The following is a 20,758-nucleotide window of genomic DNA, read 5'->3' as shown; positions in this document are numbered from 1 at the left end:
TTGGTGGCAGTGGATGGACGTCAGAAGATCTCTGCAGACATCGATTCTTGCCGAGGGGGAAGGGGCGGTACATAATACGGTCATGTCCCATTGAACGAACGGGAAGAAACCGTTTTACATCAATGGGTTGGGTGCTGTGTCACGTTCCCTTCACCCGCTCCACCTCCCCGGCACATCGTGCCGCTCGCTATGAGCGAGCACCCGGAAATTCCCCGATCAGTGCCGCGAACGACGGTTCGTCCTCGAATGGCGCAAGATGGCCCACCTTTCCCATCACCTCGAACCGCGCGCCCTCGATCCGCTCCGCAATGCGCCGCATGGTGGGCGGCGTGGCGATGCGGTCCTGTTCGCCGGCAATGCACAGTACCGGAAAGTCGAAGGCAGGCAGTGCGGCGCGCCGGTCGAAATCCGGCAGTGCTTCGACGGCCGCGCGATAGGCCGCGGGCGGTATCGCAGCCATCAACCGGCGCATGCGCCCGAGCAATCCCGCCGGCGGTTGTGGCCCGAGCATGGCGGGGAGGACCCGGCCGGCGAGCGCCGCCATGCTGCCGCCCTGTTCGAGTACACCGAGCCGCTGAGCGAGGAAGGCCGCCCGCGCCGCGCCCTGACCCACGCCGCTCGACGCAGTGGTGCAGGCAAGTACCAGCGCCGTCACGCGCTGCGGATGGCGGGCCGCAAACTCCATCGCGATCATCCCGCCAAGGCTGTGGCCGACGATCACCGCGCGCGCCAGCCCCGCTGCATCGAGCAGTTGGGCAAGCGCATCGGCCAGGAGGGGGAAGTCGAGAAGCGCGAGCGGTTGGCTATTGCCGTAACCCGGCATGTCCCAGGCAAGCACCCGGTGGCCTTGCGCCGCCAGCACCGGCAGCAGCGGCCGCCAGACTTCGGCGCTGCTGCTCACCCCGTGCAGGCATAGCAGCGCAGTATCGCCTTGGCCGGCCTCAATCCACGCCGGCGCACGCATCGCGGCTCAGGCCAGCCGGCGATAGGCGCCGCCATGGTAGATCAGCGGCGCACGCTCGCTGCGCTCGAAACGCTCGACTTCCGAGATGAAGACCACATGGTCCCCGCCCGGATGGCGCACCGTGTTGCGGCATTCGAAGCGGGCGCAACAGCCTTCGAGCAGCGGCGCGCCGCCGAGCCCTTCGGAGAAGCCCAGACCGGAGAACTTGTCTTCGAGCCGGGAGGCGAAGTGCTGCGAGAGATCCTGCTGGTCTTCGGCCAGCACATTGATCGCGTAATACTCGCAATTCTCGAAATCGGCCGCGAAAGGCAGGCTCCGTGCAAGGCTCCACACCACCAGCGGCGGCTCGAGCGACACCGAGTTGAAGGAATTGACGGTGAGGCCGACGCGGCGCCCATCGGCGGTGCATGCCGTCACCACGGTTATGCCGGTGGCAAATGTTCCGAGTGCGCTGCGAAAGGCGCGGACATCCACCTTGTTCTTGTGTGCTGTCATCTGATCTGCTGGGTACGCGGAGACATTCCGCCAATTGCGCATTATCGTCAGTCGCGGGAGCCTAGTCGACCATGACGTCATTGCGGTCACTTGCTCCGGCGCATCGGTTAGAGTGCGCCATCTTCCGCCTTCGCCGCACCCCATGTCCGACTTCGCCGCCCGCCTGATCGACTGGCATCACGCTCACGGCCGCCACGACCTTCCGTGGCAGGCCAGCCGTGACGCCTATCGTGTCTGGCTCTCGGAAATCATGCTCCAGCAGACCCAGGTGGAGACGGTTATCCCCTACTACCGGCGATTCCTGCTGCGCTTCCCGGACCTGGCCAGCCTCGCAGCCGCGCCGGTCGAGGAGGTGATGCCGCTGTGGAGCGGGCTCGGCTACTACGCCCGCGCCCGAAATCTCCACAAGTGCGCCCGGGAGGTGATGGCAGATCATGGCGGACGCTTCCCGAGCACGGCGACCGAGATCGCCAGGCTGCCTGGCATCGGCCGCTCCACCGCCGCGGCCATCTCCGCATTCTCGAACGGCGAGCGGGTTGCGATTCTCGACGGCAACGTCAAGCGCGTGCTGTGCCGGGTGTTCGGCGTCGAAGGGTATCCGGGCGAGAAGGCCATCGAAAACCGGCTCTGGGCGCTGGCCGAGGGTCTGCTGCCGGAAGCCGGCATCGGCACCTATATCCAGGCCCAGATGGACCTCGGCGCCACGCTGTGCACCCGCTCGAAGCCGGCCTGCGGACGCTGCCCGCTCGCCACCCTGTGCCGCGCATACCGCGACGGTCGCACGGCCGAGTTGCCCTCCGCGCGACCGCGCAAGGCGGTACCGAAGCGCAGTACACGCTTCGCGGTCATCCTCGACGGCGACGCGGTACTGCTCGAGCGACGCCCGCCAAGCGGCATCTGGGGCGGCCTGCTGGCGCTGCCGGAGATTCCGGAGGACGCCGATGCTGCCGAATGGGCGGCGCGACGCTATGGTCTGCGCATCTCCGGCTGGCAAGCCCTCGCCGGGCTGAAGCATGTATTCACCCACTTTACGCTGGAGCTCCGTCCGGAACTGCTGCGCGCGGACATGGCCGCACCGCACTGCAGTGAAGACGGGCCGGTGTGGCAAGCACTCGAGTGCCTTGCCGATGCCGCGTTGCCCGCGCCGATTCGACGCATCCTCGAAGCGCTCCCGCCCGGAGCGCAGCCCGGCTGAGCTTGTGCAGAGCAACGAAAAAGACAATATCATCGCCGGGGTCGATCGCTGCCGATCCTCGCGGCGATTCCGCTTTTGCATTCGGTCTCAACGTGGAGAAACAAGATGCGCAATCGTGTTCCGAAAGTGACCTTCAAGACCCGTGTTCGCAACGAAGCACTTGGCGGCCCCAACCCCTTCGAATGGAAGGACCTGACCACCGACGAGATCTTCAAGGGCAAGAACGTGGTGCTGTTCTCGCTGCCCGGCGCGTTCACGCCGACCTGCTCGACTTCGCACCTGCCGCGTTACGAAGAGCTCTACGAAGAGTTCAAGGCGCAGGGTGTCGACGCGGTGGTCTGCCTGTCGGTCAATGATGCTTTCGTGATGTTCCAGTGGGGCAAGAGCCAGAACGCCAAGAACGTGTTCCTGCTGCCCGATGGAAACGGTGAATTCACCCGCAAGATGGGCATGCTGGTCGACAAGTCCAACCTCGGCTTCGGGCCGCGCAGCTGGCGCTATTCGATGTATGTCGAAGACGGCGAGATCAAGCAGCTCTTCCAGGAAGACGGCTTCGAGGACAACTGCCCGACCGACCCCTTCGAAGTGTCCGACGCGGACACCATGCTCAACTACCTGAAGAGCCGCTGAGCGGTCATCTTCCCGCCGGACAGGGCCGCACCGGCCCGGTCCGGCAATGTTCAGTCGAGCCGCTCGATCCAGCCGCGCAGGTCGGTAACCGATTCCGGCCACTGCGGGTCGAGCATCAGCATGTGCCCCGCCCCCTCGACGACGATCTTCTCCGCGTTCCAGATACTCGCCGTGAAGTGCAGCATCGAGGCCGGGAACACCGCGTCGGCCGAACCGCCCATCACCAGCGCCGGAATGCGCGGCCGGCGGCTGAACAGCGGTAGCGGATTCGTGACCATCTCGGCCACCGCGCGATCCGACTCTTCCTCGAGCATCGGCAGATAGCGGAGAGTGTCCTCCTTGCGCATCTCCGGCGAGAAATACACCGCGGCCATGACCTCAAGGGTCCTGGGGCCGAAATTGCCCGACACCGCTTTCGGCAATTCCTCGAAGAATTCCGGCTGACTCAGGGCAAGCCGGTTGACGCAGCCGAGCGTACCGCTGGGCGGCACCGGCGCGAGAAAGGCCACCGCGGCAGCATTCGGCTCGGCCACCGAGCCAAGGTAACGCTGCAACACCAGGCAACCCATGGAGTGGCCGATGAGAATCGGCACTTCGTCCACCTGCTCGAGCGCTTCGGCGACATCGTCCGCAAAATCCGCGAGCCCGAAGCTGTCGAGGTTGTCATGGCCGCCACTCTCGCCATGACCGGAAAGGTCGAGCGCGAAACAGTCGTAACCGTTCGCCTGGAAATACGGAATGAAGTTGTCGTCCCAGACGCGGGAGTTCGAATAGCCCCCATGTACGAAGAACAGGGGTCTGGCCGCCGTGCGGCGGTCGGCGGGGTGGCGATGCAGTTTGAGTTGTCGAGCGCTCATGGCCTGGCCTTGGAGGTTTACGGAAGTTCTGCGAGATGCGCATGCGGTGTCGTTGCGCAGGACCGGTTTTCACCGGCCGGCAGTGGATGATTATCCCAGATGGGCCCGCCCGGCGCCGGCATTCACTGCTCTGGCATGCCGGTTTTTCAATCAAGAACCCGGTAGATCGCCAGCTCGCGCTGCGCACGCTCGAGGTCCGGGTCATCGCACGCCGGCACCGATTCGATCCAGCGCACGTAGTCGGCAGGCAGGCCGTGTGTTCGTGCGCCTGCGAGGACGTGCGCCTTGTACCACCCGAAGGGCTGCAAGGTCGCATCGATGTGGATCGCGCTGTAGAGGAAGGCCTCGATGCTCGCCCCGTCGGCATCGAGCAGACGCACGACCTTTTCGACGTAGCCGACCCCCAGCCCTTCGATCCTGTCGAGTGCCCGCTTTTCGGCCGCGGCGATGTCGAATACCACGCCGAGCACGCAATGCGCGGGATCGCCGGTCGCATATGCATCGCATTTCCCCGAGCCGTCCGCACCAACCTTGTGGAAGGTCAGCCGATGACCGTCGAGTCGCGCGGTGGTGACGAAACGGGCCGAAGGCACCCGCGCCTCGAGACGCGGCCGTGACATGTTGGAGCCATAGGCAAAGTAGAGCATTGCGCTCCCCATTCCGGCGAGCGGCGGTTCAGTCCGCGGCCGGTTGCGCGATCAGTCCGTTTTCGCGCAGGAAACGCTGGATGATCTCGAGCCGGCTGTACATGTCGTCGAGTTCGAGCAGGGCCTGCTTGGCTTCCAGCGGCACCGGCAGGATCTCGGCGTAGCGTGCGCCGACCCAGGCCGGATCGTCGAAACGATGCGGCGGCGGCAGACGGTCGCCCTGCTCGGCGACGATCTGCATCAGGAGCGGCAGGATATCGCGCAGCGGCGCCGGATAGGGTTTCGCCGCGGGCTCGGCAAGCCAGCGCACCGCACCTGCGAGCAGGCCATTGGTTTCGACCTCGTGATCCTCGATGGCGAAGCGCCGCTCGCCGCGCACCACGATTTCCATGACGCCCGGCTCGTTCATGTCGCAATGGACGATGCGGGCCTCGGTCCCGACGAGCCGCGGCAGCGCCGGTTTGCCGACCTCGGAGCCCGCGGCAATCGCGCAGACCCCGAAGGTGCGGTCTTCACGCAGGCAGCGGCTCACCAGGTCGAGATAGCGCGCCTCGAAAATCCGCAGCGGCAGCGACCCCTCGGGGAAGAGCACGGTGTGGAGGGGGAACAGCGGGAGGATTTGCGTTGCTGACATGACGTTCCTTGCTCTGCGCGCCCCGCTCGGCCGGGGCGCCGGTTCCTGGAAATGGCGCGCTCGATCACAGCCGCGCCAGCTCGCTCCAGCCGCCACAACCGCCTCGTACGAAGCGCAGGCTCGCCGCCAGCCGAAAGCGACGCTCGGTTTCATCATAGTCGTGCCGCTCGACCGTGAGGATGGCGCCGGTCTGATGCTCGAAGCGGATCAGGTTGAAGGAGTTCGGAATACCGCGACGCGTCCGGCGCGAAACGCAGGTACCGGCAAGCGCCAGCACCGCTGGTGCGGTCACGTCCGGATAGCGCGCCGCGGTGGTGGAAACGTAGGGATCGTGGATATGCCCGCCCAGCACCAGGTCCACGCCCCTACCGCACAAGGCCCGCACCGCCTTACCGGCACCCCGCAGCAGATTGTGCTCATCCTCGGGCAGGCGGCAATCGAGCGGATGATGCAGCACCGCGACGCTGAACAGGGCATCTCCACCGGGCGGTGCGCCGGCAAGCGCGGCGGGGTTCAGCGATCCGTTCTTGTGTCGCCAGGCCGGGCAGGAGACCAGCCCCGAGACCACGATCCGGTCGACATGGCGGGGCGGAGGCGGGACGGGGCCGAAGTGCGCGCGATAACCGCGGAACGGATCGACCAGACGCAGCGGCAGGTTGAAAAGCGGGATGTCGTGATTGCCCGGCACCGCCAGCACCGGTGCGTCACCGAGACTCGCCATGAAACGCCCGGCGGCGGCAAACTGCGCGTCGCGCGCGCGCTGGGTGATGTCGCCCGACAGCACGACCAGATCAGGCACCAGCCGCTGTGCCGCAGTCCTCACGGCAGCCACCGCATCGTCGCGTTCGGTGCCGAAATGGGGATCCGAGAGATGCAGGATGCGCACGGTCATGGCGGGGCGCCTCGCGGCTTGACGAGCCTCAGCGCGCCCTGCCAGCGGCGGACCGACAGCGGTGTGGGCAGGCGGAAGAGTTCGCCATCGAGCGCCACGGTCATCTTCCAGTGACGGCGGCGGATGATCAGCGCGTCGGCGCAGAAACCCTGCAGGCTCTCGTCGCGGTCGAGCATGCGCATGAGCCCGTTCAGGGTAGTCCGCAACATGCCCAGGGTGCCGACCGGGCGCATCACCACCACCGCGAGGCGGCCCGCCCGCATGCATTCGGCCACATCGAGCGCCACGTCGCGCAGCTGCAGGGCGTTGTTGCCGATGAACACCATCGGTGTACGTACCTTGGTGATCTGTCCGTCGGCCTCGATCTCGAGCCCTACCGCGGGATGACCCTTCAGAAAGCTCATCACCGTCGAGGCCACCACCACCAGCCTGTTGCGGCCGAAACGCGCGGTGCTTTGCTCGCGCTCGGCGATGGCGCGGGCATACAGCCCAAGGCTGGCGTTGATCAGGAACACGTGGCCATTGATCTCGCCGAGATCGACCGACTGCGGCACGCCGTCGAGGGCGAGCGCCAGCGCATCGCGCGGCTCCTCGGGAATGTGGTGATTGCGAGCGAAGAAGTTGAAGGTACCCACCGGCACCGCGGCCAGCGGCACCTCTCCGCCGGCGAGCACCTGTGCCACGCCGCGAATGGTGCCGTCGCCGCCCGCGGCGACCACCACGCCCCCGCCGGTCCGGGCCGCCTCCGCAGCGCGACGGGCGGCCATCTCGAGATCGCGCGGGCGCGCTACCGGGTGCACCTCGAGGCGCGCACCACGTTCAGCGCAGACTTCCGCCGCCAGCGAAGCAATGTCCGCGCCGACGCCCTGACCCGAAGCGCAGTTGGCAAGAAGGTGCAGAGCCGGTAGAGGAGTCGAAGACACGATATCGGTGATCCTGTTGAATCTGCATCCATGCAGACCTGCACTCGGACAGCATGGTCACCGCACGGGTTCAGCCTTCGGATGGCGCCTCGCCCCAGCGGGCCATGAGCTGGTGCGCCACGCCGAGCTGGTCGAGCACCCGCGCCACCACGAAATCGACCAGATCTTCCACCGTCCTGGGATGGTGATAGAAGCCCGGACTCGGCGGCAGGATGCAGACACCGAGCCGCGCGAGCTTGAGCATGTTCTCGAGGTGGATCGCCGAAAACGGCGTCTCGCGCGGCACCAGCACCAGCTTGCGCCCCTCCTTGATGACCACGTCGGCGGCGCGCTCGATGAGGTTTTGGCTCATGCCCGCGGCGATCGCTGCCAGCGTGCCCATGGTGCAGGGGCACACCACCATCGCGTCCGGCGGGTTCGAGCCGGAGGCCGGCGGTGCAAACCATTCCTCGCGGCCGAATACCCGCAGCTGGTCCGGCGCGCTGGCGAAGCGCGCCGCCAGCTCGGCCTCGACCTCGGCGGCCCGGCCCGGCAGCGCCCAGTCGAGCTCCTGGCGGGCGACCACCTGCGCCACCTGCGAATACAGCAGCCACACCCGGCAGCCGGCGGCCAGCAAGCATTCGACCAGACGCAGGCCGTAGGGCATGCCGGAAGCACCGGTAAAGGCGACGGTGATGGTGGGGGGCTTCTGGCTCATCGGTTCAGGCTCGCGGCGGCAAGGGCCCCAGCTTACTTGAGGTAGTCACTGATCAGCACCCACTTGCCGCCTTCGATGCGCGCAAGGCGCCCGTGGCGGTTGCCGAGGTGGTCCTGCGCGCTGAAATGATAGGCCGGTCCGCCGAAGAAATCCCGGGTGGTGGAGAGGCCTTCCATGGCATGCACGAAGCGCTCGACGGTGAGATCGCGGCCGGCGCCGCGCAGCCCCTGGATGAACACGTCAGCGACGTTGTAGCCCATCACGCTCCACACGTTGGGGTCGGCATCGTAACGGGTGCGGTAACGCTCGATCCATTCGAACAGGCGGTCATTCGCACCAGCCGCGTAGGGGTGCGGCATCACGCTCACCCCGTAGAGGCCTTCCATCGCCTTGCCGCCCAGTTCGTGAGTCTGTGCCGAATAGCCCGAAGCGGTGACCAGCATGTCCACGTTCCAGCCCACCTTGCGCGCCTCGCTAACCGCACCGACAGTCTCGCGCACCACCGTGGCGAGCACCACCAGGTCGCAGCCGGCGGCGCGCAGACGTGCGATCTGGCTGGCGAAATCGGTGGCGCCGCGCTTGTAGCTGGTCTTCTCGACGAGCTTCTGGCCGAGCTGCGCGAGCCCCGCCTCGACGCCCTTCATGACCTCGAGGCCGTAATCGTCGTCCTGGTACAGCAGGCCGACGCGCTTGTAGCCGTTGCTGGTCACCATTTGCCGTACCGCTGCGTTCATGTAGTCCTGGTAGGGCGCGAAGAGCTGGAACTTGAGCGGATCGAGCGGCTGGTAGGTGGCCGCATGTGGCGAGAACGGGAACATGTGGGGCCGCCCGGCCTCGATGATGAGCGGCATGGTGGCCATCACCACCGGGGTGCCGAGATCGCCGAGGAAGGCAAACACGCCATCGCGCTGCAGCAGCTTGCGGGTCGCCAGCACCGCCTTCTTGGGATCGTAGCCGCTGTCCTCCACGACGAGACGCAGCTTGCGACCGAAGATGCCGCCACGGTCGTTTTCCTCGTCGAAGCGCATCGCCATGCCGTCGCGGATCGGTGCGCCGAGGATCGCGATCGGGCCGGACAGGTCCTGGATGGTGGCCACACGGATCTGCTCGGCGGTGACGCCGGGCGTGGCGGCGGTGGCGCCAGCGCAGGCCAGTGCCAGGCAGGTGCCCAGCAGGGCGAGGAGTTTCTTCATCGTCGTCTCTCTGTCGTTGTAATGCGCTGCAAGCCGGGAAGATTATCCCGCCTCGCGACCCGCTTGTCGCCGCTCGCCTGCAATGCCTGCCGGCCGCAGCAGGATGATCAGCACGATCAGCAGCCCGAAGGCCAAGGTTTCGACACCCGATGCGCTACCCCAGCGCGCCGGCAGCGCATCGGTGAACAGCGAGATCAGCTGGGGCAGGGCAACGATCACCGCCGCGCCCCACAGCGCCCCGGCGAGCCGCGCCGCGCCGCCGATGAAGACCAGCATGAGGAGTTCGAAGGAAAGCTGCAGGCCGAACTGTTCCGGGCTCAGGTAGGCCAGCCAGTGCGCGTACAGCACCCCGGCCAGCCCGGCCAGACCGGCACCAAGTACGAAGGCCAGGCTGCGCAGCGCGCCGCAATCGATGCCCACCGCCGCCGCCGCGGCCTCATCCTCGCGCACCGCCCGCCAGGCCCGCCCGATGCGCGAGGCGACCCAGCGTCGGCAGCAGGCGTATGCGACGATCAGCAAGGCCGTGCTGACCAGGGACTGTCCGAGCGGGCCGCTGATCACCTGCCCGGCGATTCGCAGCGACGGAACCGCAAGCCCGGCGGCGCCGCCGGTGACGCTTTCCCAGCGCACCAGGCCCTCTTCCACCAGCAGCGCAATCGCCAGCGTGCTCATGGCGAAAGCCATGCCGCCGAGCCGCCGTCCGGGCAGGCTCGCCACCCAGCCTGCGGCCGCGGCCAGCGCGACGGCAGCCGGTGCCGAGACCCAAGGTGGCCAGCCGGCCACCGCAAGCAGGCCTTCGACATAGGCGCCGATTCCCAGAAAGGCCCCATGGCCGAGCGAGATCTGCCCCGCCTGACCGACGATCAGACTGAGGCCCAGGCCGGCGATCGCCCAAGTCGCGACGAAGGCGGACTGACTGAGCGCATAGTCCGCACCGAGCAGGGCGACCGCCACCATTCCCAGTACCGCGGCCGTCAGCAGCGCCTTCATCACGCGCCCCTCGTTACGAACAGGCCGCGCGGAAACACCAGCAGCGCCACCAGCAGCAGCGCGTACGCGGTTGCATCCTTGACCCCTTCGGGCAGGTACAGCCCCGCGATAGCCTCGACCACGCCGAGGAAGAGCCCGCCCGCCAGCGCCCCGGCTAGACTGCTCATGCCTCCCAGCACCGCGGCCGGAAAGGCCTTCAGCGCGATCAGCCCCATGCCCGGGAAGACGAAGGTCATCGGCGCCAGCAGCAGGCCGGCGCAGGCGGCCAATGCGGCGCCGAGCGCCCAGGCGAGCGTATGCATGCCATTCACCGACACCCCCATCAGCGCCGCCACGCGCGGATTCTCCGAGCAGGCCCGCAGCGCCAGCCCGGCCCGGCTGAAGCGGAAGAACAGGCCGAGGCCGAGGCACAGCAGCGCGGTGGCAAGGATCACCACGAGGTGTTCGCCGGCCACCACCACCGCGCCGAACGCGATGTGCTCTCCGGCGAAGGGCAGCGGCAGGCGGTGCATCTCGTGGGTAGCGGCCGGCACCGCGGTGACCGCGCCACGCAGCACCATGCCGAGACCGAAGGTCAGCAGCAGCGCGGTGAGATGGGCTTGCCCGATCGCCCGTCGCAACACGCTCCGCTCGAGCAGCGCACCGAGCGCGAACATCGCCGCCACCGCCCCCGCAAACGCCAGCAAAAGCGGCCAGCCAAGGCCGTCATGCGCAAATACGGCGGCGAAGGCTCCGAGCATGAGCAACTCGCCCTGCATGAAACTCACCGTTCCGGTCGCCTTGTAGATCAGTACGAAAGACAGCGCAACCAGCCCATAGACGCAGCCGGTCGCGATGCCACTGGTGAGAACTTGCGCGAACATGGCCGCGAGAATAACCGTTCGCGGGCGAGCTGCAGCGGATTCGACATCATTGCCCCACAAATACGAATGATTCTCGTTTACTTTATATTTCTGGTCAGTTAGAGTTCCCCACGACCGATCTCAGGAGACACGCCCCCGATGCGCAGCATGTTTCTCACGACCGGCATCGTCGCCCTGCTCCTGTGGGCGACGCTGTTCGGCAGCCTGCAATGAACACCCGGGCCCCCCGGCCCCCCTGCCAGAATCCGCCCCACGCTCCAAGGAGTCCGAAATGAACCCGAATCCGCTCTATGTCGGCGCCCTGACCCAGGTGCTCACCCACTGGCACACCGGCTGCCCACATGCAGCCCACCGTGCAGCCGACCTGCTCGACCGGCTCGCCGACGACGAAAATATCGACGCAGGAAGCCGCGCGCTGTTCGACGCGGCCGGCGAAGCCCTTCGCGACACCCCGGACAGTGCCCGCACATGTGCATGACGAATGATCGCACCACGTCGCCCGCGGCCGGCACGCCTGGCCTCGCGACGGCGACCGGCCCAAAGCGTCGCAAGCTGTGGGAACTCGAGGAAAAGCATCATTGCCCGCTGATCGGCACCTGCATCCCCGCAGAAGAACTGCGCAAGATCGCCCACCGCTTCGGCTTCACCGCGTCCGCGGCCGACGTGTTCGACACCCACGTCGAAGCGGTCAACTGGTCTCTCAGCCGCAATCCGGTGTCGGAGGGACTGCAGCGTCTGCTCGACAAACGCTACAAACTGTCGGTCGATCGCTTCGCCGCACTGCGCACCGACGAAGCGGTTCGGCAAACCTGGAAGCGCTGCCTGTCGGGAGGCCAGGTGGCTGGCCCGCTATGGGCGTTGTACAGCCACAAGGCGACTTCCGCGGAAACCCGCGACATCGCCTTCGCCGACGTCCACATGCTCTCGCACCAGGTCGGCGCCGGGCAGGCCGCCGACAGCCGCCGACTGGCCGAACTCGAACAGGAAGCCGCGACGCTGCGCCGAACCCTTGCCGACGAACGCGCGCGCTATCAGCGGCAACTCGCCAAGCGCGACACCGCGCTTGCCGCCTCGGCGCATCAATTGGCCGAGCGTGACGAGGCACTCGCCGGCCTTGCCGATCTTCGTCGCCGCCTCGAAGCCTTCGAATCGGGTCAGATCATGGTCGACCTGGGCCGCCGCATGACGGCCATGCAGGTCTCCCACGAAGGCCTGGTAAGGGCCGCCCGCCGGGCGACGGGGCTGGACGAGACTCTGGCTGCCCTGCGCACCGAGCTGGCCGCGGCTCACAAGGCGCGCGATGCGGCACAAGCCGAGCTGGAGACGCTCGAGGACTTTCTGCTCACGATCAACCGCAGCACCGGCACCGATGCCGCGCATGGCGGCTGCGGCGCCTGCCCGCTCGGCCCGCCGCACGGTTGCGTGCTCTACGTCGGCGGTCGCAACTCGCTGGTGACCCAGTACCGGCAACTCGCCGAGCGGCTCGGGGTCCGCCTGCTGTATCACGACGGCGGCCTGGAGCAGGGTCTCGCCAGGCTGCCCGAACTCATCGGCGGCGCCGACGCAGTGCTGTGTCCGACCGACTGTGTCAGCCATGTCGCCTATTACCAGATCAAACGCCACTGCAAGCGCACCGGCAAACCCTGCCTGTTCTTTACTGGATCGGGCGTCAGCGGCTTTGCCTGTGCAATGACCCGACTCGCGCGCGGCGAATACAGCCTTGGCAAATCCCCGGAAACCGCCATTCAACCCAGCCCGGTCGTGACGGACGAACCATAGCGCGGCTCGCGCCGGTGACTTCGGTGAGCCGGCCCACGTCGGGCAGGCAGAGAGGAATGTCACGATCGGCTACTGCGAACATCCGTCCGGCGGTGCGCGCCGGTCACCTCGAACGCATCGCCTGCCGCCGGGGGCCGCACCCGGACGCCCCGCGGCAGCGCGCGAGGCGGGATGCCTCAGCGCATCTGCTCCTCGAGATGGGCGAACAGCCGCTCGTAGATTTCGATGATCTGTTTCTGATCGCCATCGTCCCTGATCCAGCGCCGGTTCGCCGCAATCCTGACCGCTTCGAGTTCCATGTCGGTGAGCTCGAGCGATTCGACCGATTCTCCGTTGATGATCTGGTTGGCGTCGGCGCGCGCTTTCTGCGCCATGGCGACGACCTTCATCGACGACTCCATCGCATCGGCGCCCGTGGCGATATTTGCCGTCATGGCGCCGACCTTGCGTGCCGAGGTCGCCGACTCCGCAAGCTCCTGGCCGAATTCGTCGGCGGTTTGACGTGCCTGCGAGACCGCCCCGCTAAGCTGGCCGATCTGCGCAATCGCCGAACTCATCGACTCACCCATCGCATTGATGGCCCGGGCGATCTCCTCCGCCGAGCGCTTCGATTCGTCCGCAAGCGAGCGCACTTCGTCGGCCACCACGGCGAAACCGCGACCGGACTCCCCCGCGCGCGCCGCTTCGATCGAGGCATTCAAGGCCAGCAGATTGGTCTGTTTGGCGATGTTGTCGATGTTGCCGGTAAAGCTGCGGATCGCCTCGGCTTTGGCCGACAGGTCGGCGACCGCATGGGTACCGTGACTGGCCGAACTCTCGGCCTGTCCGAGGGCGGCGGACATGCGTTCGGCCGCCTCCGACATGGTCTGGGCCGAACGGGAAAAGGCATTGGCGATGGCACCCGATTCGCTGGCCTGGTTGCTGACATCGCCGAGCGACTGGCTGACCTGCCGGATGGCCTTCGACAAGCCCTTTTCCGAGCGCATGAAGATGCGCGACAGCAAGGCCTCGCGCGCCACCGTGACCTGGGCGGCCTCGAGACCGTCGAGCATGCCCTGCATCTGGTCAAGCACCCGCGAGAAGATGCCGTGCAGGCCGGTGGTCTGCAGCCGGCGCCAGTGGCGGTGGCTGGTGCCGGCATCCATTCCTCCGAGTATTTCGCGAAACGCCGTTTCGGTCTGGTCCAGCGCCGAGTTCAAATTGACACGCATGACTTCGAGCGTGGGGTCTGCAAACGCGTGCGGAAGACGATTGGTCAGCCGCCCCGCGCCCACTGCCTGCAGCAGGGTATCGAGTTCGGCGAGTTCGCTGCGCCGCGCACGATCGGGCCACATCAGCACGGCCGCCGCGGCGCCGAGCGTCACGGCCCCGACCCACGCCAGCCAAAACGCCGCGCCACCACCGGCGATGATCAGGAGAAGCACGACGACGCGTCGGTCAAACCGCGAAGACGAGTTCTTCATAGCTCATTCCCTCCCGGCTCATCACCTCCACCAGCACCTGCGTCCCGGCCGCGATCGCATTCCGGGCTCCGGCGGCTTTCTCGGCGGCGAGCATCCGCGCATAGACCGCCGCAATCGCTTCGATCGCGCTGCGCTTCGGACACCGACGGACTGAGGAGTAGCCGATGATGCGGCCGTCTGCGTCGAGGTCGGGCGAAATGTGGGCAAACACCCAGTAAAAGCCACCGTCCTTGGACATGTTCTTCACATACGCAAAGAACTCCCTGCCCGAGGCGATGGTGTCCCACGCCAGCTTGAAGGCCGAGCGCGGCATGTCCGGGTGACGGATGATGTTGTGCTGGGTGCCGATGAGCTCGTCTTCGGTGTAACCGGAAAACTCGACGAAGATCGGATTGCCGTAAGTGATGATGCCTTTCGGGTCGGTCTTGGAAACGATGAAATCATCGTCCCGCATCACCCGCTCGGCCTGTGTCGGCACAATGGCTCTTTTCATGTGCTCCCCCTTCTGTCTCCGCAGGAACAACGACTCTCAAGTCAAAAACTTGAGAAAAAACAGCGCATTAAAAGTGCATCAAAAGCACCCTTGGGGCAGGCAGCGCAGGCCGCCGATCCGGAAGTCGGCCGGCAGGCGCCCCGATCGGGACACCGCCCTTCGCCTGCGCGAGCCGGCGGCCGGTGCGCACCACGGCAACACGGTTTCGCGACGTCCGCTGCATGGGAGATACTTTGACCGATTCCGACCAGCCGCCGATCCGAGCCATGCCCGAACATCTCCACGAGCTTCCCAACATCCAAGCCGACCTTTTCCGGGTACCCGACCCCGCGCAATTGCGGGCCGGACAGAGCAGCATGCATCCGCCACGCATCCTCTTGCTGTACGGCTCACTGCGCAAGCGCTCATTCAGCCGTCTGCTGACCGAGGAAGCCGCACGGCTGCTGCGCGCGATGGGCGCCGAGGTCCGGATCTTCAACCCGAGCGGCTTGCCACTGCCGGACGACGCACCGGAGACGCATCCAAAAGTAGTGGAGCTGCGCGAACTGACCCTTTGGGCCGAAGGCATGGTGTGGTGTTCGCCGGAACGCCACGGTGCCATGACCGGCATCATGAAGACCCAGATAGACTGGATTCCGCTGTCGGTCGGTGCCGTGCGCCCCACCCAGGGCAAGACTCTCGCGGTGATGCAGGTCAGCGGCGGCTCGCAGTCCTTCAACGCGGTCAACCAAATGCGCGTGCTGGGACGCTGGATGCGCATGCTGACGATCCCCAACCAGTCCTCGGTGGCCAAGGCCTTTCTCGAATTCGACGACGCCGACCGCATGAAGCCATCGGCCTATTACGACCGGGTGGTCGACGTGATGGAGGAACTGGTCAAGTTCACCCTGTTGACCCGCGACGTGGGCGCCTACCTGGTGGAGCGCTACAGCGAGCGCAAGGAGAGTGCGGAGGAATTGTCGCGGCGGGTGAACCAGGCAAGCCTGTAGGCCGGGTGGGGAGGCGACAATCCCTTAAGATCCCGGCTTTCGTCCAACACGCATTTCGGCAGCCACCATGAACACTCCCGGATTCTGGATTCTTCGCTGCGGGCAACTCCTGTTGACCACCGTGGGCGACGCCGACGGCCAGATCTTCCCGCTGGGCCGCGCGGCCGACTTCGGCGCGCCCGAGCGCGCAATCCTCGTCGGCAAACTTGCCGGGCTGCCCTGCTACGCGGCCGACGTGGCGGAGTTCCCCGCCGGAATCGCCGCCGAGGCGACGCCCCTGCGATCGATTTTCAGGCTCGCCGGCGACCAGGTCTTTGCCCTTGCCGGCCGGGCCAACCAGTTGCTCGACTGGCAGGCGCAGCACCGCTTCTGCGGTCGCTGCGGCACCGCCACCGCGATGAAGAGCGGCGAATTCGCGATGCAGTGCCCCGACTGCGGACTGGTCGCCTATCCCCGGATTTCACCCGCGGTGATGGTGCTGGTACGCGATGGCGACAGGCTGCTGCTGGCGCGCAGCCCGCATTTCAAGCCGGGCGTGTTCAGCGCACTGGCGGGTTTCGTCGAACCCGGCGAGACGCTGGAGGAATGCGCGGTGCGCGAGGTGCGGGAGGAAGTCGGTATCGAGATCGCCAACCTGCGCTACTTCCGCAGCCAGCCCTGGCCATTCCCCAATTCGCTGATGGTGGCTTTTTTTGCCGATTACGCAGGTGGGACGCTGACGCCCGACCTCGACGAAATCGAAGCCGCCGACTGGTTTTCGGGCGAGGCACTGCCCTTGCTGCCGGATCGGGTCAGCATTGCCCGCCGTCTCATTGACGCGGCACTTGCCGGCGAGTGAAAACCGATCGACGGTGCAGCACGGGCTTGACCAGATTGTTGTGCACGGCACAATGCTGCGTTTGACAGAAGATACATCTTCGAAGCCATCACGAACGGTGGCAATGACGGGTTTTCTCGGAGGTAGTGCATGAAATTCCACTTTACGATGCTGGCGGCAGCGCTCACCGTGCTCTCGTTCTCGGCCACCGCGGCCGAAGACAAGACGCTCAACGTCTACAACTGGAACGACTACATCGCCGAAGACACCATCCCGGCCTTCGAGAAGGCGACCGGCATCAAGGTCAAGTACGACCTCTACGACAGCAATGCAACGCTGCAGGCCAAGCTGCTGACCGGCGGCAGCGGCTACGACGTGGTCTACCCGAGCGTGGAGTACGCCGGCAAGCAGATCCAGGCGGGCATCTTCCAGCCGCTCGACAAGAGCAAGCTGCCCAACCTCAAGAACATCGACCCGGTGATCCTCAAGGCGCTCGGCGCCGCCGATCCGGGCAACCAGTACCTGGTGCCCTACATGTGGTTCACCACCGGAGTGGCGATCAACGTCGACAAGGTCACCAAGGCCCTGGGCGGCAAGCTGCCCGACAACGCCTGGGATCTGCTCTTCGACCCCAAGGTGACCGACAAGCTCAAGGATTGCGGCATCTCGATGATGGACGAGGCCAGCGACCTGGTGCCGGCGGCAATGCTCTACGCCGGCAAGGACACCACCAAGATGGCGCCGGCCGACATCCGCGCCGCGGTCGAGCAGATCCGCCCGGCGCGCAAGAACGTGCGCACCTTCAACTCCTCGCCGATCGACCTGGTCGCCAAGGGCAGCGTGTGCGTGGCGATGATGTTCTCGGGCGATGCGATGATCGCCGGCGACCGCGCCAAGGAATCGAACACAGGTGTGAAGGTGCAGTACATCATCCCGCGCACCGGGGCGATGATGTCGGTTGACGTGATGGCGATCCCCAAGGATGCGCAGCACGTCGCCAATGCCCATGCCTGGATCAACGCGATGATGGACCCGAAGGTGATCTCGAAGATCTCCAACGAGACCTTCTACATCAGTGCCAACACCGCCGCGCTGCCGCTGATGTCCAAGTCGCTCACCGACAATCCGATGATCAACGTACCGGCCGACCTCAAGGCAGTGCTGCATCCCAAGCCGGTGCTGACCAAGGATGTGCAGCGCGAGCTCACCCGCGCGCTGAGCCGCTTCAAGACCGCCAACTGATCCCCGGGACCGCGATGGAGGCACAGCAACCGGGCGGCGAGGCGCCTTACCTGCGCATCGAGAGCGTGAACAAGCGCTTTGGCGACAACCACGTGGTGCGCGACGTCTCGCTCGGCATCGCCCGCAAGGAGATCTTCGCCCTGCTGGGAAGCTCCGGCTGTGGCAAATCCACCCTGCTGCGCATGCTCGCCGGGCTCGAGACGCCGAGCACCGGACGCATCGTGCTCGATGGCGAAGACCTCGCCACGGTGCAGCCGCACCGCCGGCCGACCAACATGATGTTCCAGTCCTACGCGCTGTTCCCGCACCTCACGGTGGAAGACAACGTGGCCTTCGGCCTGCGCCAGGAGCGCCCGAAGCTGGCCCGCGACGCAATCGCCGCGCGGGTGGGCAGGATGCTCGACCTGGTGCAGATGCAGCGCTATGCGCGGCGCAAGCCGCACGAACTCTCCGGCGGCCAGCAGCAGCGGGTCGCGCTCGCGCGCAGCCTGGCCAAGGAGCCCAAGCTGCTGTTGCTGGACGAGCCGCTGGCCGCGCTCGACAAGAAGATCCGCCAGGAAACCCAGCTCGAACTGGTGCACCTGATCGAGCGCGTCGGCGTGACCTGCATCATCGTCACCCACGACCAGGAAGAGGCCATGACGATGGCCGACCGCATCGGCGTGATGTCCGACGGCGTCCTGCTGCAGGTGGGCACGCCCGACGAGATCTACGAACACCCGAACTGCCGCTTCACCGCCGAGTTCATCGGCGAGACGAACATGTTCAACGGCCGCCTCGAATCGCGCGGCGTGGTCTGCCCCGACTTTCCCACCCCCATCGCGATCGGCCCGGCCGCGGGCGTCTCCCAAGGCAGCGAAGTGTCGGTATCGGTGCGCCCCGAGCGGGTGCTGTTGAGCCGCGAACAGCCTGAGAACGGCGAAGGCGGCTTCATCAATCGTGCAGCCGGCGAAGTGACCGACATCGCCTATCTCGGCAGCTATTCGATCTACCACGTGCGCCTTGCCAGCGGTCGCAACGTCACCGCCAGCGTGCCCTCTGCGCGCTGGGGCGATGCCGCGCCGCCGACCTGGGGCGACCCCGTATGGGTGTCCTGGAAGGCCCCGGCCGGGGTGGTGCTGAGCCGATGAGCGGGCGGCGGCCGTTCATGCTGCGCGGGCGCTTCTGGGTCGGCATGCTGCCCTGGGCGTGGCTGCTGCTGTTCTTCCTGCTGCCCTTTGCGCTGATCGTCAACGTCAGCCTGTCCACCGCGGATCTGGCGATCCCGCCCTATGTATCGCCGCTGCACGCCACTGAGGACGGGCACGGCGTCGAACTCGTCCCTGATCTCTCCAGCTTCCGCCGGCTGGCCGACGAACTCGGCTCGATCGGCGAGGACGGTGCGGACCTGCTCTACCTGCAGGCCTACGGCAACTCGCTGTTGCTCGCTACCCTCACGACCTTGTGCTGCCTGCTCATCGGCTATCCCTTCGCCTACCACATCGCACGCTCGCGCGAGTCGGTGCGCAACGTGCTGCTGATGATGGTGATGCTGCCCTTCTGGACCTCCTTCCTGCTACGGGTGTACGCATGGATGGGCCTGCTCGACAGCAGCGAGGTGGGCCTCATCAACCAGCTGCTGCTGGGCCTCGGCATCATCGACACGCCGCTGCCGCTGCTCTACAACACCGGCGCGGTGCTGACCGGCATGATCTATAGCTACCTACCGTTCATGGTGCTGCCGCTATACGCCAACCTGGTCAAGCTCGACCAGCGGCTGCTCGAGGCCGCGAGCGACCTCGGGGCGCGGCCGATCACCACCTTCCTGTCGGTCACCCTGCCACTGTCGCGCAACGGCATCATCGCCGGCGCGATGATGGTGTTCATCCCGGCGGTGGGCGAGTTCGTGATCCCGGATCTGCTCGGCGGCGGTGACGTGCAGATGATCGGCCGCAACATCTGGGACGATTTCGGTCCCAACCAGGACTGGCCGATGGCCGCCGCGGTGGCGGTGGTGATGGTGCTGCTGCTGATCGCCCCGATCGTCGTCTTCAACCGCTCCAGCCGCCGCGAAGCCGAGGAGCAGCCATGAGTCGCAGCAGCAGCCGTTGGGGCGCACACAGCTGGCTCGTGCTGGTGTTCGCCTTCCTCTACATCCCGATCCTCTGCCTGGTGGCGTTCTCCTTCACCTCCGGCGAGATCACCACCCAGTTCGACGGTTTCTCGCTGCGCTGGTACCGCTCCCTGCTCGAGGACGGCGAAATCCAGTCGGCAGTGTGGCTGTCGCTGCGCATCGGCGCGCTGGCGGCCACTGCGGCGGTGGTCGTGGGTACCGCCGCGGCCTTCGTGCTGGCGCGCTTCCGGCCGTATTTCGGCAGCAGTTTCTTTGCCGGCATGACCACCGCGCCGATGGTCATGCCCGAGGTGGTCACCGGCCTGTCGCTGGTGCTGCTGTTCACCCATCCGGCGCTGTCCTTCCTCGGCGGGCGCGGTGCGCTGGCGATCTGGGCTGCCCACACCACGCTCTGCGCGGCCTACGCGGCGGTGCTGGTGCAATCGCGCCTGCGAGAGGTGGACCGCTCGCTCGAAGAGGCGGCACTCGATCTGGGCTGCCCGCCGTTCAAGGTGTTCTTCCTGGTCACGGTACCGGTCATCGCGCCCGCGCTGGTCGCGGCATGGCTGCTCACATTCACGCTGTCGATGGACGATTTCGTGCTCGCTGCAATGCTCTCCGACCCGGGCAGCACGACCCTGCCGGTGCTGATCTTTGCGCGGCTGCACCACGGACTCAAGCCCGAGATCAACGCGCTGGCGACGATCATCGTGGCGATCGTCTCGATTGCGGTGCTGGCCGCAAACCACGCCATGCTGTCTTCTCAGAAGAAGCGCGTGCGGGCCGACTAGGGCCGCGCCGACGCCCGACCGGCGCGACTTAGGTCACGATCGAGAGAGCACAGGACGCTTCAAGCGGGTGCAGGCGTGCAAAGGCGCACAGTCCATACCGCAGCGCACGGAG

Annotated in this window: 23 protein-coding genes; 10 read left to right on the top strand and 13 right to left on the bottom strand. The window is 66.4% G+C overall.

The window, feature by feature from the left end; all coding sequences use genetic code 11:
- Positions 1–187 precede the first annotated feature (187 nt).
- Together GQB03_RS19850 and GQB03_RS19845 are read right to left on the bottom strand one after the other, a co-directional pair.
- The gene (locus GQB03_RS19850) at positions 188–964 is read right to left on the bottom strand and encodes an alpha/beta fold hydrolase (protein ID WP_159693038.1); all 777 of its coding nucleotides are present in this window, start codon (positions 962–964) and stop codon (positions 188–190) included.
- A gap of 6 nt (positions 965–970) precedes the next feature.
- Entirely contained in the window at positions 971–1,459 is a 489-nt protein-coding gene (locus GQB03_RS19845) for a flavin reductase family protein (RefSeq protein WP_159693036.1), read from the bottom strand.
- Positions 1,460–1,601: 142 nt separating this feature from the next.
- On the opposite strand from GQB03_RS19845, the gene mutY reads away from it, so the two are divergent.
- Both mutY and GQB03_RS19835 read left to right on the top strand, forming a co-directional pair.
- Positions 1,602–2,654, top strand: coding sequence for an A/G-specific adenine glycosylase (gene mutY / locus GQB03_RS19840; protein WP_159693034.1), 1,053 nt, complete (start codon positions 1,602–1,604; stop codon positions 2,652–2,654).
- Positions 2,655–2,759: 105 nt separating this feature from the next.
- A complete protein-coding gene (locus tag GQB03_RS19835) occupies positions 2,760–3,284 on the top strand; it encodes a peroxiredoxin (protein WP_159693032.1) in 525 nt (174 codons plus the stop codon).
- 50 nt (positions 3,285–3,334) lie between these two features.
- Here the strand turns inward: GQB03_RS19835 and GQB03_RS19830 are convergent, their stop codons facing one another.
- The 9 genes from GQB03_RS19830 to GQB03_RS19790 all read right to left on the bottom strand — a co-directional run bounded on the left by GQB03_RS19830 (position 3,335) and on the right by GQB03_RS19790 (position 10,980).
- Positions 3,335–4,141: an alpha/beta hydrolase gene (locus GQB03_RS19830; RefSeq protein WP_159693030.1), complete on the bottom strand. Its 807-nt coding sequence runs from the start codon at positions 4,139–4,141 to the stop codon at positions 3,335–3,337.
- A 146-nt stretch (positions 4,142–4,287) separates the two neighbouring features.
- Positions 4,288–4,788, bottom strand: coding sequence for a gamma-glutamylcyclotransferase family protein (locus GQB03_RS19825; RefSeq protein ID WP_200832326.1), 501 nt, complete (start codon positions 4,786–4,788; stop codon positions 4,288–4,290).
- A gap of 28 nt (positions 4,789–4,816) precedes the next feature.
- On the bottom strand, positions 4,817–5,422 hold the full coding sequence (locus GQB03_RS19820) for an LON peptidase substrate-binding domain-containing protein (RefSeq protein WP_159693026.1): 606 nt from the start codon (positions 5,420–5,422) through the stop codon (positions 4,817–4,819).
- A gap of 64 nt (positions 5,423–5,486) precedes the next feature.
- Entirely contained in the window at positions 5,487–6,314 is an 828-nt protein-coding gene (locus GQB03_RS19815; RefSeq protein ID WP_159693024.1) for a metallophosphoesterase family protein, read from the bottom strand.
- The gene (locus tag GQB03_RS19810; RefSeq protein ID WP_159693022.1) at positions 6,311–7,237 is read right to left on the bottom strand and encodes a diacylglycerol/lipid kinase family protein; all 927 of its coding nucleotides are present in this window, start codon (positions 7,235–7,237) and stop codon (positions 6,311–6,313) included. Before GQB03_RS19810 ends, GQB03_RS19815 begins: the two co-directional genes overlap by 4 nt.
- Before the next feature lie 70 nt (positions 7,238–7,307).
- Complete coding sequence (locus GQB03_RS19805; protein ID WP_159693020.1) at positions 7,308–7,934, bottom strand: flavin prenyltransferase UbiX; 627 nt, start codon at positions 7,932–7,934, stop codon at positions 7,308–7,310.
- Positions 7,935–7,966: 32 nt separating this feature from the next.
- Positions 7,967–9,127 (bottom strand): ABC transporter substrate-binding protein, encoded by a 1,161-nt coding sequence (locus GQB03_RS19800; RefSeq protein ID WP_159693018.1) that lies wholly within the window; start codon positions 9,125–9,127, stop codon positions 7,967–7,969.
- A 42-nt stretch (positions 9,128–9,169) separates the two neighbouring features.
- The gene (locus tag GQB03_RS19795; protein WP_159693016.1) at positions 9,170–10,117 is read right to left on the bottom strand and encodes a branched-chain amino acid ABC transporter permease; all 948 of its coding nucleotides are present in this window, start codon (positions 10,115–10,117) and stop codon (positions 9,170–9,172) included.
- Positions 10,117–10,980 (bottom strand): branched-chain amino acid ABC transporter permease, encoded by an 864-nt coding sequence (locus GQB03_RS19790; protein ID WP_159693014.1) that lies wholly within the window; start codon positions 10,978–10,980, stop codon positions 10,117–10,119. Before GQB03_RS19790 ends, GQB03_RS19795 begins: the two co-directional genes overlap by 1 nt.
- A gap of 271 nt (positions 10,981–11,251) precedes the next feature.
- On the opposite strand from GQB03_RS19790, the gene GQB03_RS19785 reads away from it, so the two are divergent.
- Together GQB03_RS19785 and GQB03_RS19780 are read left to right on the top strand one after the other, a co-directional pair.
- On the top strand, positions 11,252–11,458 hold the full coding sequence (locus GQB03_RS19785; RefSeq protein ID WP_159693012.1) for a hypothetical protein: 207 nt from the start codon (positions 11,252–11,254) through the stop codon (positions 11,456–11,458).
- Positions 11,455–12,759 carry a DUF2325 domain-containing protein gene (locus tag GQB03_RS19780; protein ID WP_159693010.1) on the top strand — a complete coding sequence of 435 codons (1,305 nt, stop codon included), beginning with the start codon at positions 11,455–11,457 and terminating at the stop codon, positions 12,757–12,759. Before GQB03_RS19785 ends, GQB03_RS19780 begins: the two co-directional genes overlap by 4 nt.
- Before the next feature lie 176 nt (positions 12,760–12,935).
- Here the strand turns inward: GQB03_RS19780 and GQB03_RS19775 are convergent, their stop codons facing one another.
- Together GQB03_RS19775 and GQB03_RS19770 are read right to left on the bottom strand one after the other, a co-directional pair.
- Positions 12,936–14,222 carry a methyl-accepting chemotaxis protein gene (locus tag GQB03_RS19775; RefSeq protein WP_159693008.1) on the bottom strand — a complete coding sequence of 429 codons (1,287 nt, stop codon included), beginning with the start codon at positions 14,220–14,222 and terminating at the stop codon, positions 12,936–12,938.
- Entirely contained in the window at positions 14,197–14,715 is a 519-nt protein-coding gene (locus GQB03_RS19770) for a PAS domain-containing protein (RefSeq protein WP_159693006.1), read from the bottom strand. The genes GQB03_RS19775 and GQB03_RS19770 overlap by 26 nt, the downstream gene beginning before the upstream one ends.
- Positions 14,716–14,981: 266 nt before the next feature.
- Between GQB03_RS19770 and arsH the strand changes: the two genes are divergently transcribed.
- The 6 genes from arsH to GQB03_RS19740 all read left to right on the top strand — a co-directional run bounded on the left by arsH (position 14,982) and on the right by GQB03_RS19740 (position 20,646).
- A complete protein-coding gene (arsH, locus tag GQB03_RS19765) occupies positions 14,982–15,704 on the top strand; it encodes an arsenical resistance protein ArsH (protein ID WP_159693004.1) in 723 nt (240 codons plus the stop codon).
- Positions 15,705–15,771: 67 nt separating this feature from the next.
- On the top strand, positions 15,772–16,542 hold the full coding sequence (gene nudC / locus GQB03_RS19760; protein WP_159693002.1) for an NAD(+) diphosphatase: 771 nt from the start codon (positions 15,772–15,774) through the stop codon (positions 16,540–16,542).
- 129 nt (positions 16,543–16,671) lie between these two features.
- The gene (locus tag GQB03_RS19755) at positions 16,672–17,763 is read left to right on the top strand and encodes a polyamine ABC transporter substrate-binding protein (RefSeq protein WP_235027147.1); all 1,092 of its coding nucleotides are present in this window, start codon (positions 16,672–16,674) and stop codon (positions 17,761–17,763) included.
- A 14-nt stretch (positions 17,764–17,777) separates the two neighbouring features.
- Positions 17,778–18,893 (top strand): ABC transporter ATP-binding protein, encoded by a 1,116-nt coding sequence (locus GQB03_RS19750; RefSeq protein ID WP_159693000.1) that lies wholly within the window; start codon positions 17,778–17,780, stop codon positions 18,891–18,893.
- On the top strand, positions 18,848–19,834 hold the full coding sequence (locus GQB03_RS19745; RefSeq protein WP_235027146.1) for an ABC transporter permease subunit: 987 nt from the start codon (positions 18,848–18,850) through the stop codon (positions 19,832–19,834). Before GQB03_RS19750 ends, GQB03_RS19745 begins: the two co-directional genes overlap by 46 nt.
- Positions 19,831–20,646, top strand: coding sequence for an ABC transporter permease subunit (locus GQB03_RS19740; RefSeq protein WP_159692998.1), 816 nt, complete (start codon positions 19,831–19,833; stop codon positions 20,644–20,646). Before GQB03_RS19745 ends, GQB03_RS19740 begins: the two co-directional genes overlap by 4 nt.
- The last annotated feature ends 112 nt before the right edge of the window (positions 20,647–20,758 follow it).

Source organism: Cognatazoarcus halotolerans, from assembly GCF_009800965.1.
Classification (GTDB): Bacteria; Pseudomonadota; Gammaproteobacteria; order Burkholderiales; family Rhodocyclaceae; genus Cognatazoarcus; species Cognatazoarcus halotolerans.
Note: the sequence above shows the minus strand (reverse complement) of the source record. Positions and strands in the feature narration are given on the sequence as shown.

Excerpts from the sequence above, each read along its gene's own strand:
- GQB03_RS19800 (WP_159693018.1), bottom strand. The coding sequence starts at position 9,127 with ATGAAGAAACTCCTCGCCCTGCTGGGCACCTGCCTGGCACTGGCCTGC.
- GQB03_RS19820 (WP_159693026.1), bottom strand. The coding sequence starts at position 5,422 with ATGTCAGCAACGCAAATCCTCCCGCTGTTCCCCCTCCACACCGTGCTC.
- GQB03_RS19830 (WP_159693030.1), bottom strand. The coding sequence starts at position 4,141 with ATGAGCGCTCGACAACTCAAACTGCATCGCCACCCCGCCGACCGCCGC.
- GQB03_RS19775 (WP_159693008.1), bottom strand. The coding sequence starts at position 14,222 with ATGAAGAACTCGTCTTCGCGGTTTGACCGACGCGTCGTCGTGCTTCTC.
- GQB03_RS19835 (WP_159693032.1), top strand. The coding sequence starts at position 2,760 with ATGCGCAATCGTGTTCCGAAAGTGACCTTCAAGACCCGTGTTCGCAAC.
- GQB03_RS19755 (WP_235027147.1), top strand. The coding sequence starts at position 16,672 with ATGAAATTCCACTTTACGATGCTGGCGGCAGCGCTCACCGTGCTCTCG.
- GQB03_RS19785 (WP_159693012.1), top strand. The coding sequence starts at position 11,252 with ATGAACCCGAATCCGCTCTATGTCGGCGCCCTGACCCAGGTGCTCACC.
- GQB03_RS19790 (WP_159693014.1), bottom strand. The coding sequence starts at position 10,980 with ATGTTCGCGCAAGTTCTCACCAGTGGCATCGCGACCGGCTGCGTCTAT.
- GQB03_RS19805 (WP_159693020.1), bottom strand. The coding sequence starts at position 7,934 with ATGAGCCAGAAGCCCCCCACCATCACCGTCGCCTTTACCGGTGCTTCC.
- GQB03_RS19795 (WP_159693016.1), bottom strand. The coding sequence starts at position 10,117 with ATGAAGGCGCTGCTGACGGCCGCGGTACTGGGAATGGTGGCGGTCGCC.
- nudC (WP_159693002.1), top strand. The coding sequence starts at position 15,772 with ATGAACACTCCCGGATTCTGGATTCTTCGCTGCGGGCAACTCCTGTTG.
- GQB03_RS19780 (WP_159693010.1), top strand. The coding sequence starts at position 11,455 with ATGACGAATGATCGCACCACGTCGCCCGCGGCCGGCACGCCTGGCCTC.
- mutY (WP_159693034.1), top strand. The coding sequence starts at position 1,602 with ATGTCCGACTTCGCCGCCCGCCTGATCGACTGGCATCACGCTCACGGC.
- GQB03_RS19850 (WP_159693038.1), bottom strand. The coding sequence starts at position 964 with ATGCGTGCGCCGGCGTGGATTGAGGCCGGCCAAGGCGATACTGCGCTG.
- GQB03_RS19745 (WP_235027146.1), top strand. The coding sequence starts at position 18,848 with ATGGGTGTCCTGGAAGGCCCCGGCCGGGGTGGTGCTGAGCCGATGAGC.
- GQB03_RS19825 (WP_200832326.1), bottom strand. The coding sequence starts at position 4,788 with ATGCTCTACTTTGCCTATGGCTCCAACATGTCACGGCCGCGTCTCGAG.
- GQB03_RS19770 (WP_159693006.1), bottom strand. The coding sequence starts at position 14,715 with ATGAAAAGAGCCATTGTGCCGACACAGGCCGAGCGGGTGATGCGGGAC.
- GQB03_RS19815 (WP_159693024.1), bottom strand. The coding sequence starts at position 6,314 with ATGACCGTGCGCATCCTGCATCTCTCGGATCCCCATTTCGGCACCGAA.
- GQB03_RS19750 (WP_159693000.1), top strand. The coding sequence starts at position 17,778 with ATGGAGGCACAGCAACCGGGCGGCGAGGCGCCTTACCTGCGCATCGAG.
- GQB03_RS19845 (WP_159693036.1), bottom strand. The coding sequence starts at position 1,459 with ATGACAGCACACAAGAACAAGGTGGATGTCCGCGCCTTTCGCAGCGCA.
- GQB03_RS19740 (WP_159692998.1), top strand. The coding sequence starts at position 19,831 with ATGAGTCGCAGCAGCAGCCGTTGGGGCGCACACAGCTGGCTCGTGCTG.
- arsH (WP_159693004.1), top strand. The coding sequence starts at position 14,982 with ATGCCCGAACATCTCCACGAGCTTCCCAACATCCAAGCCGACCTTTTC.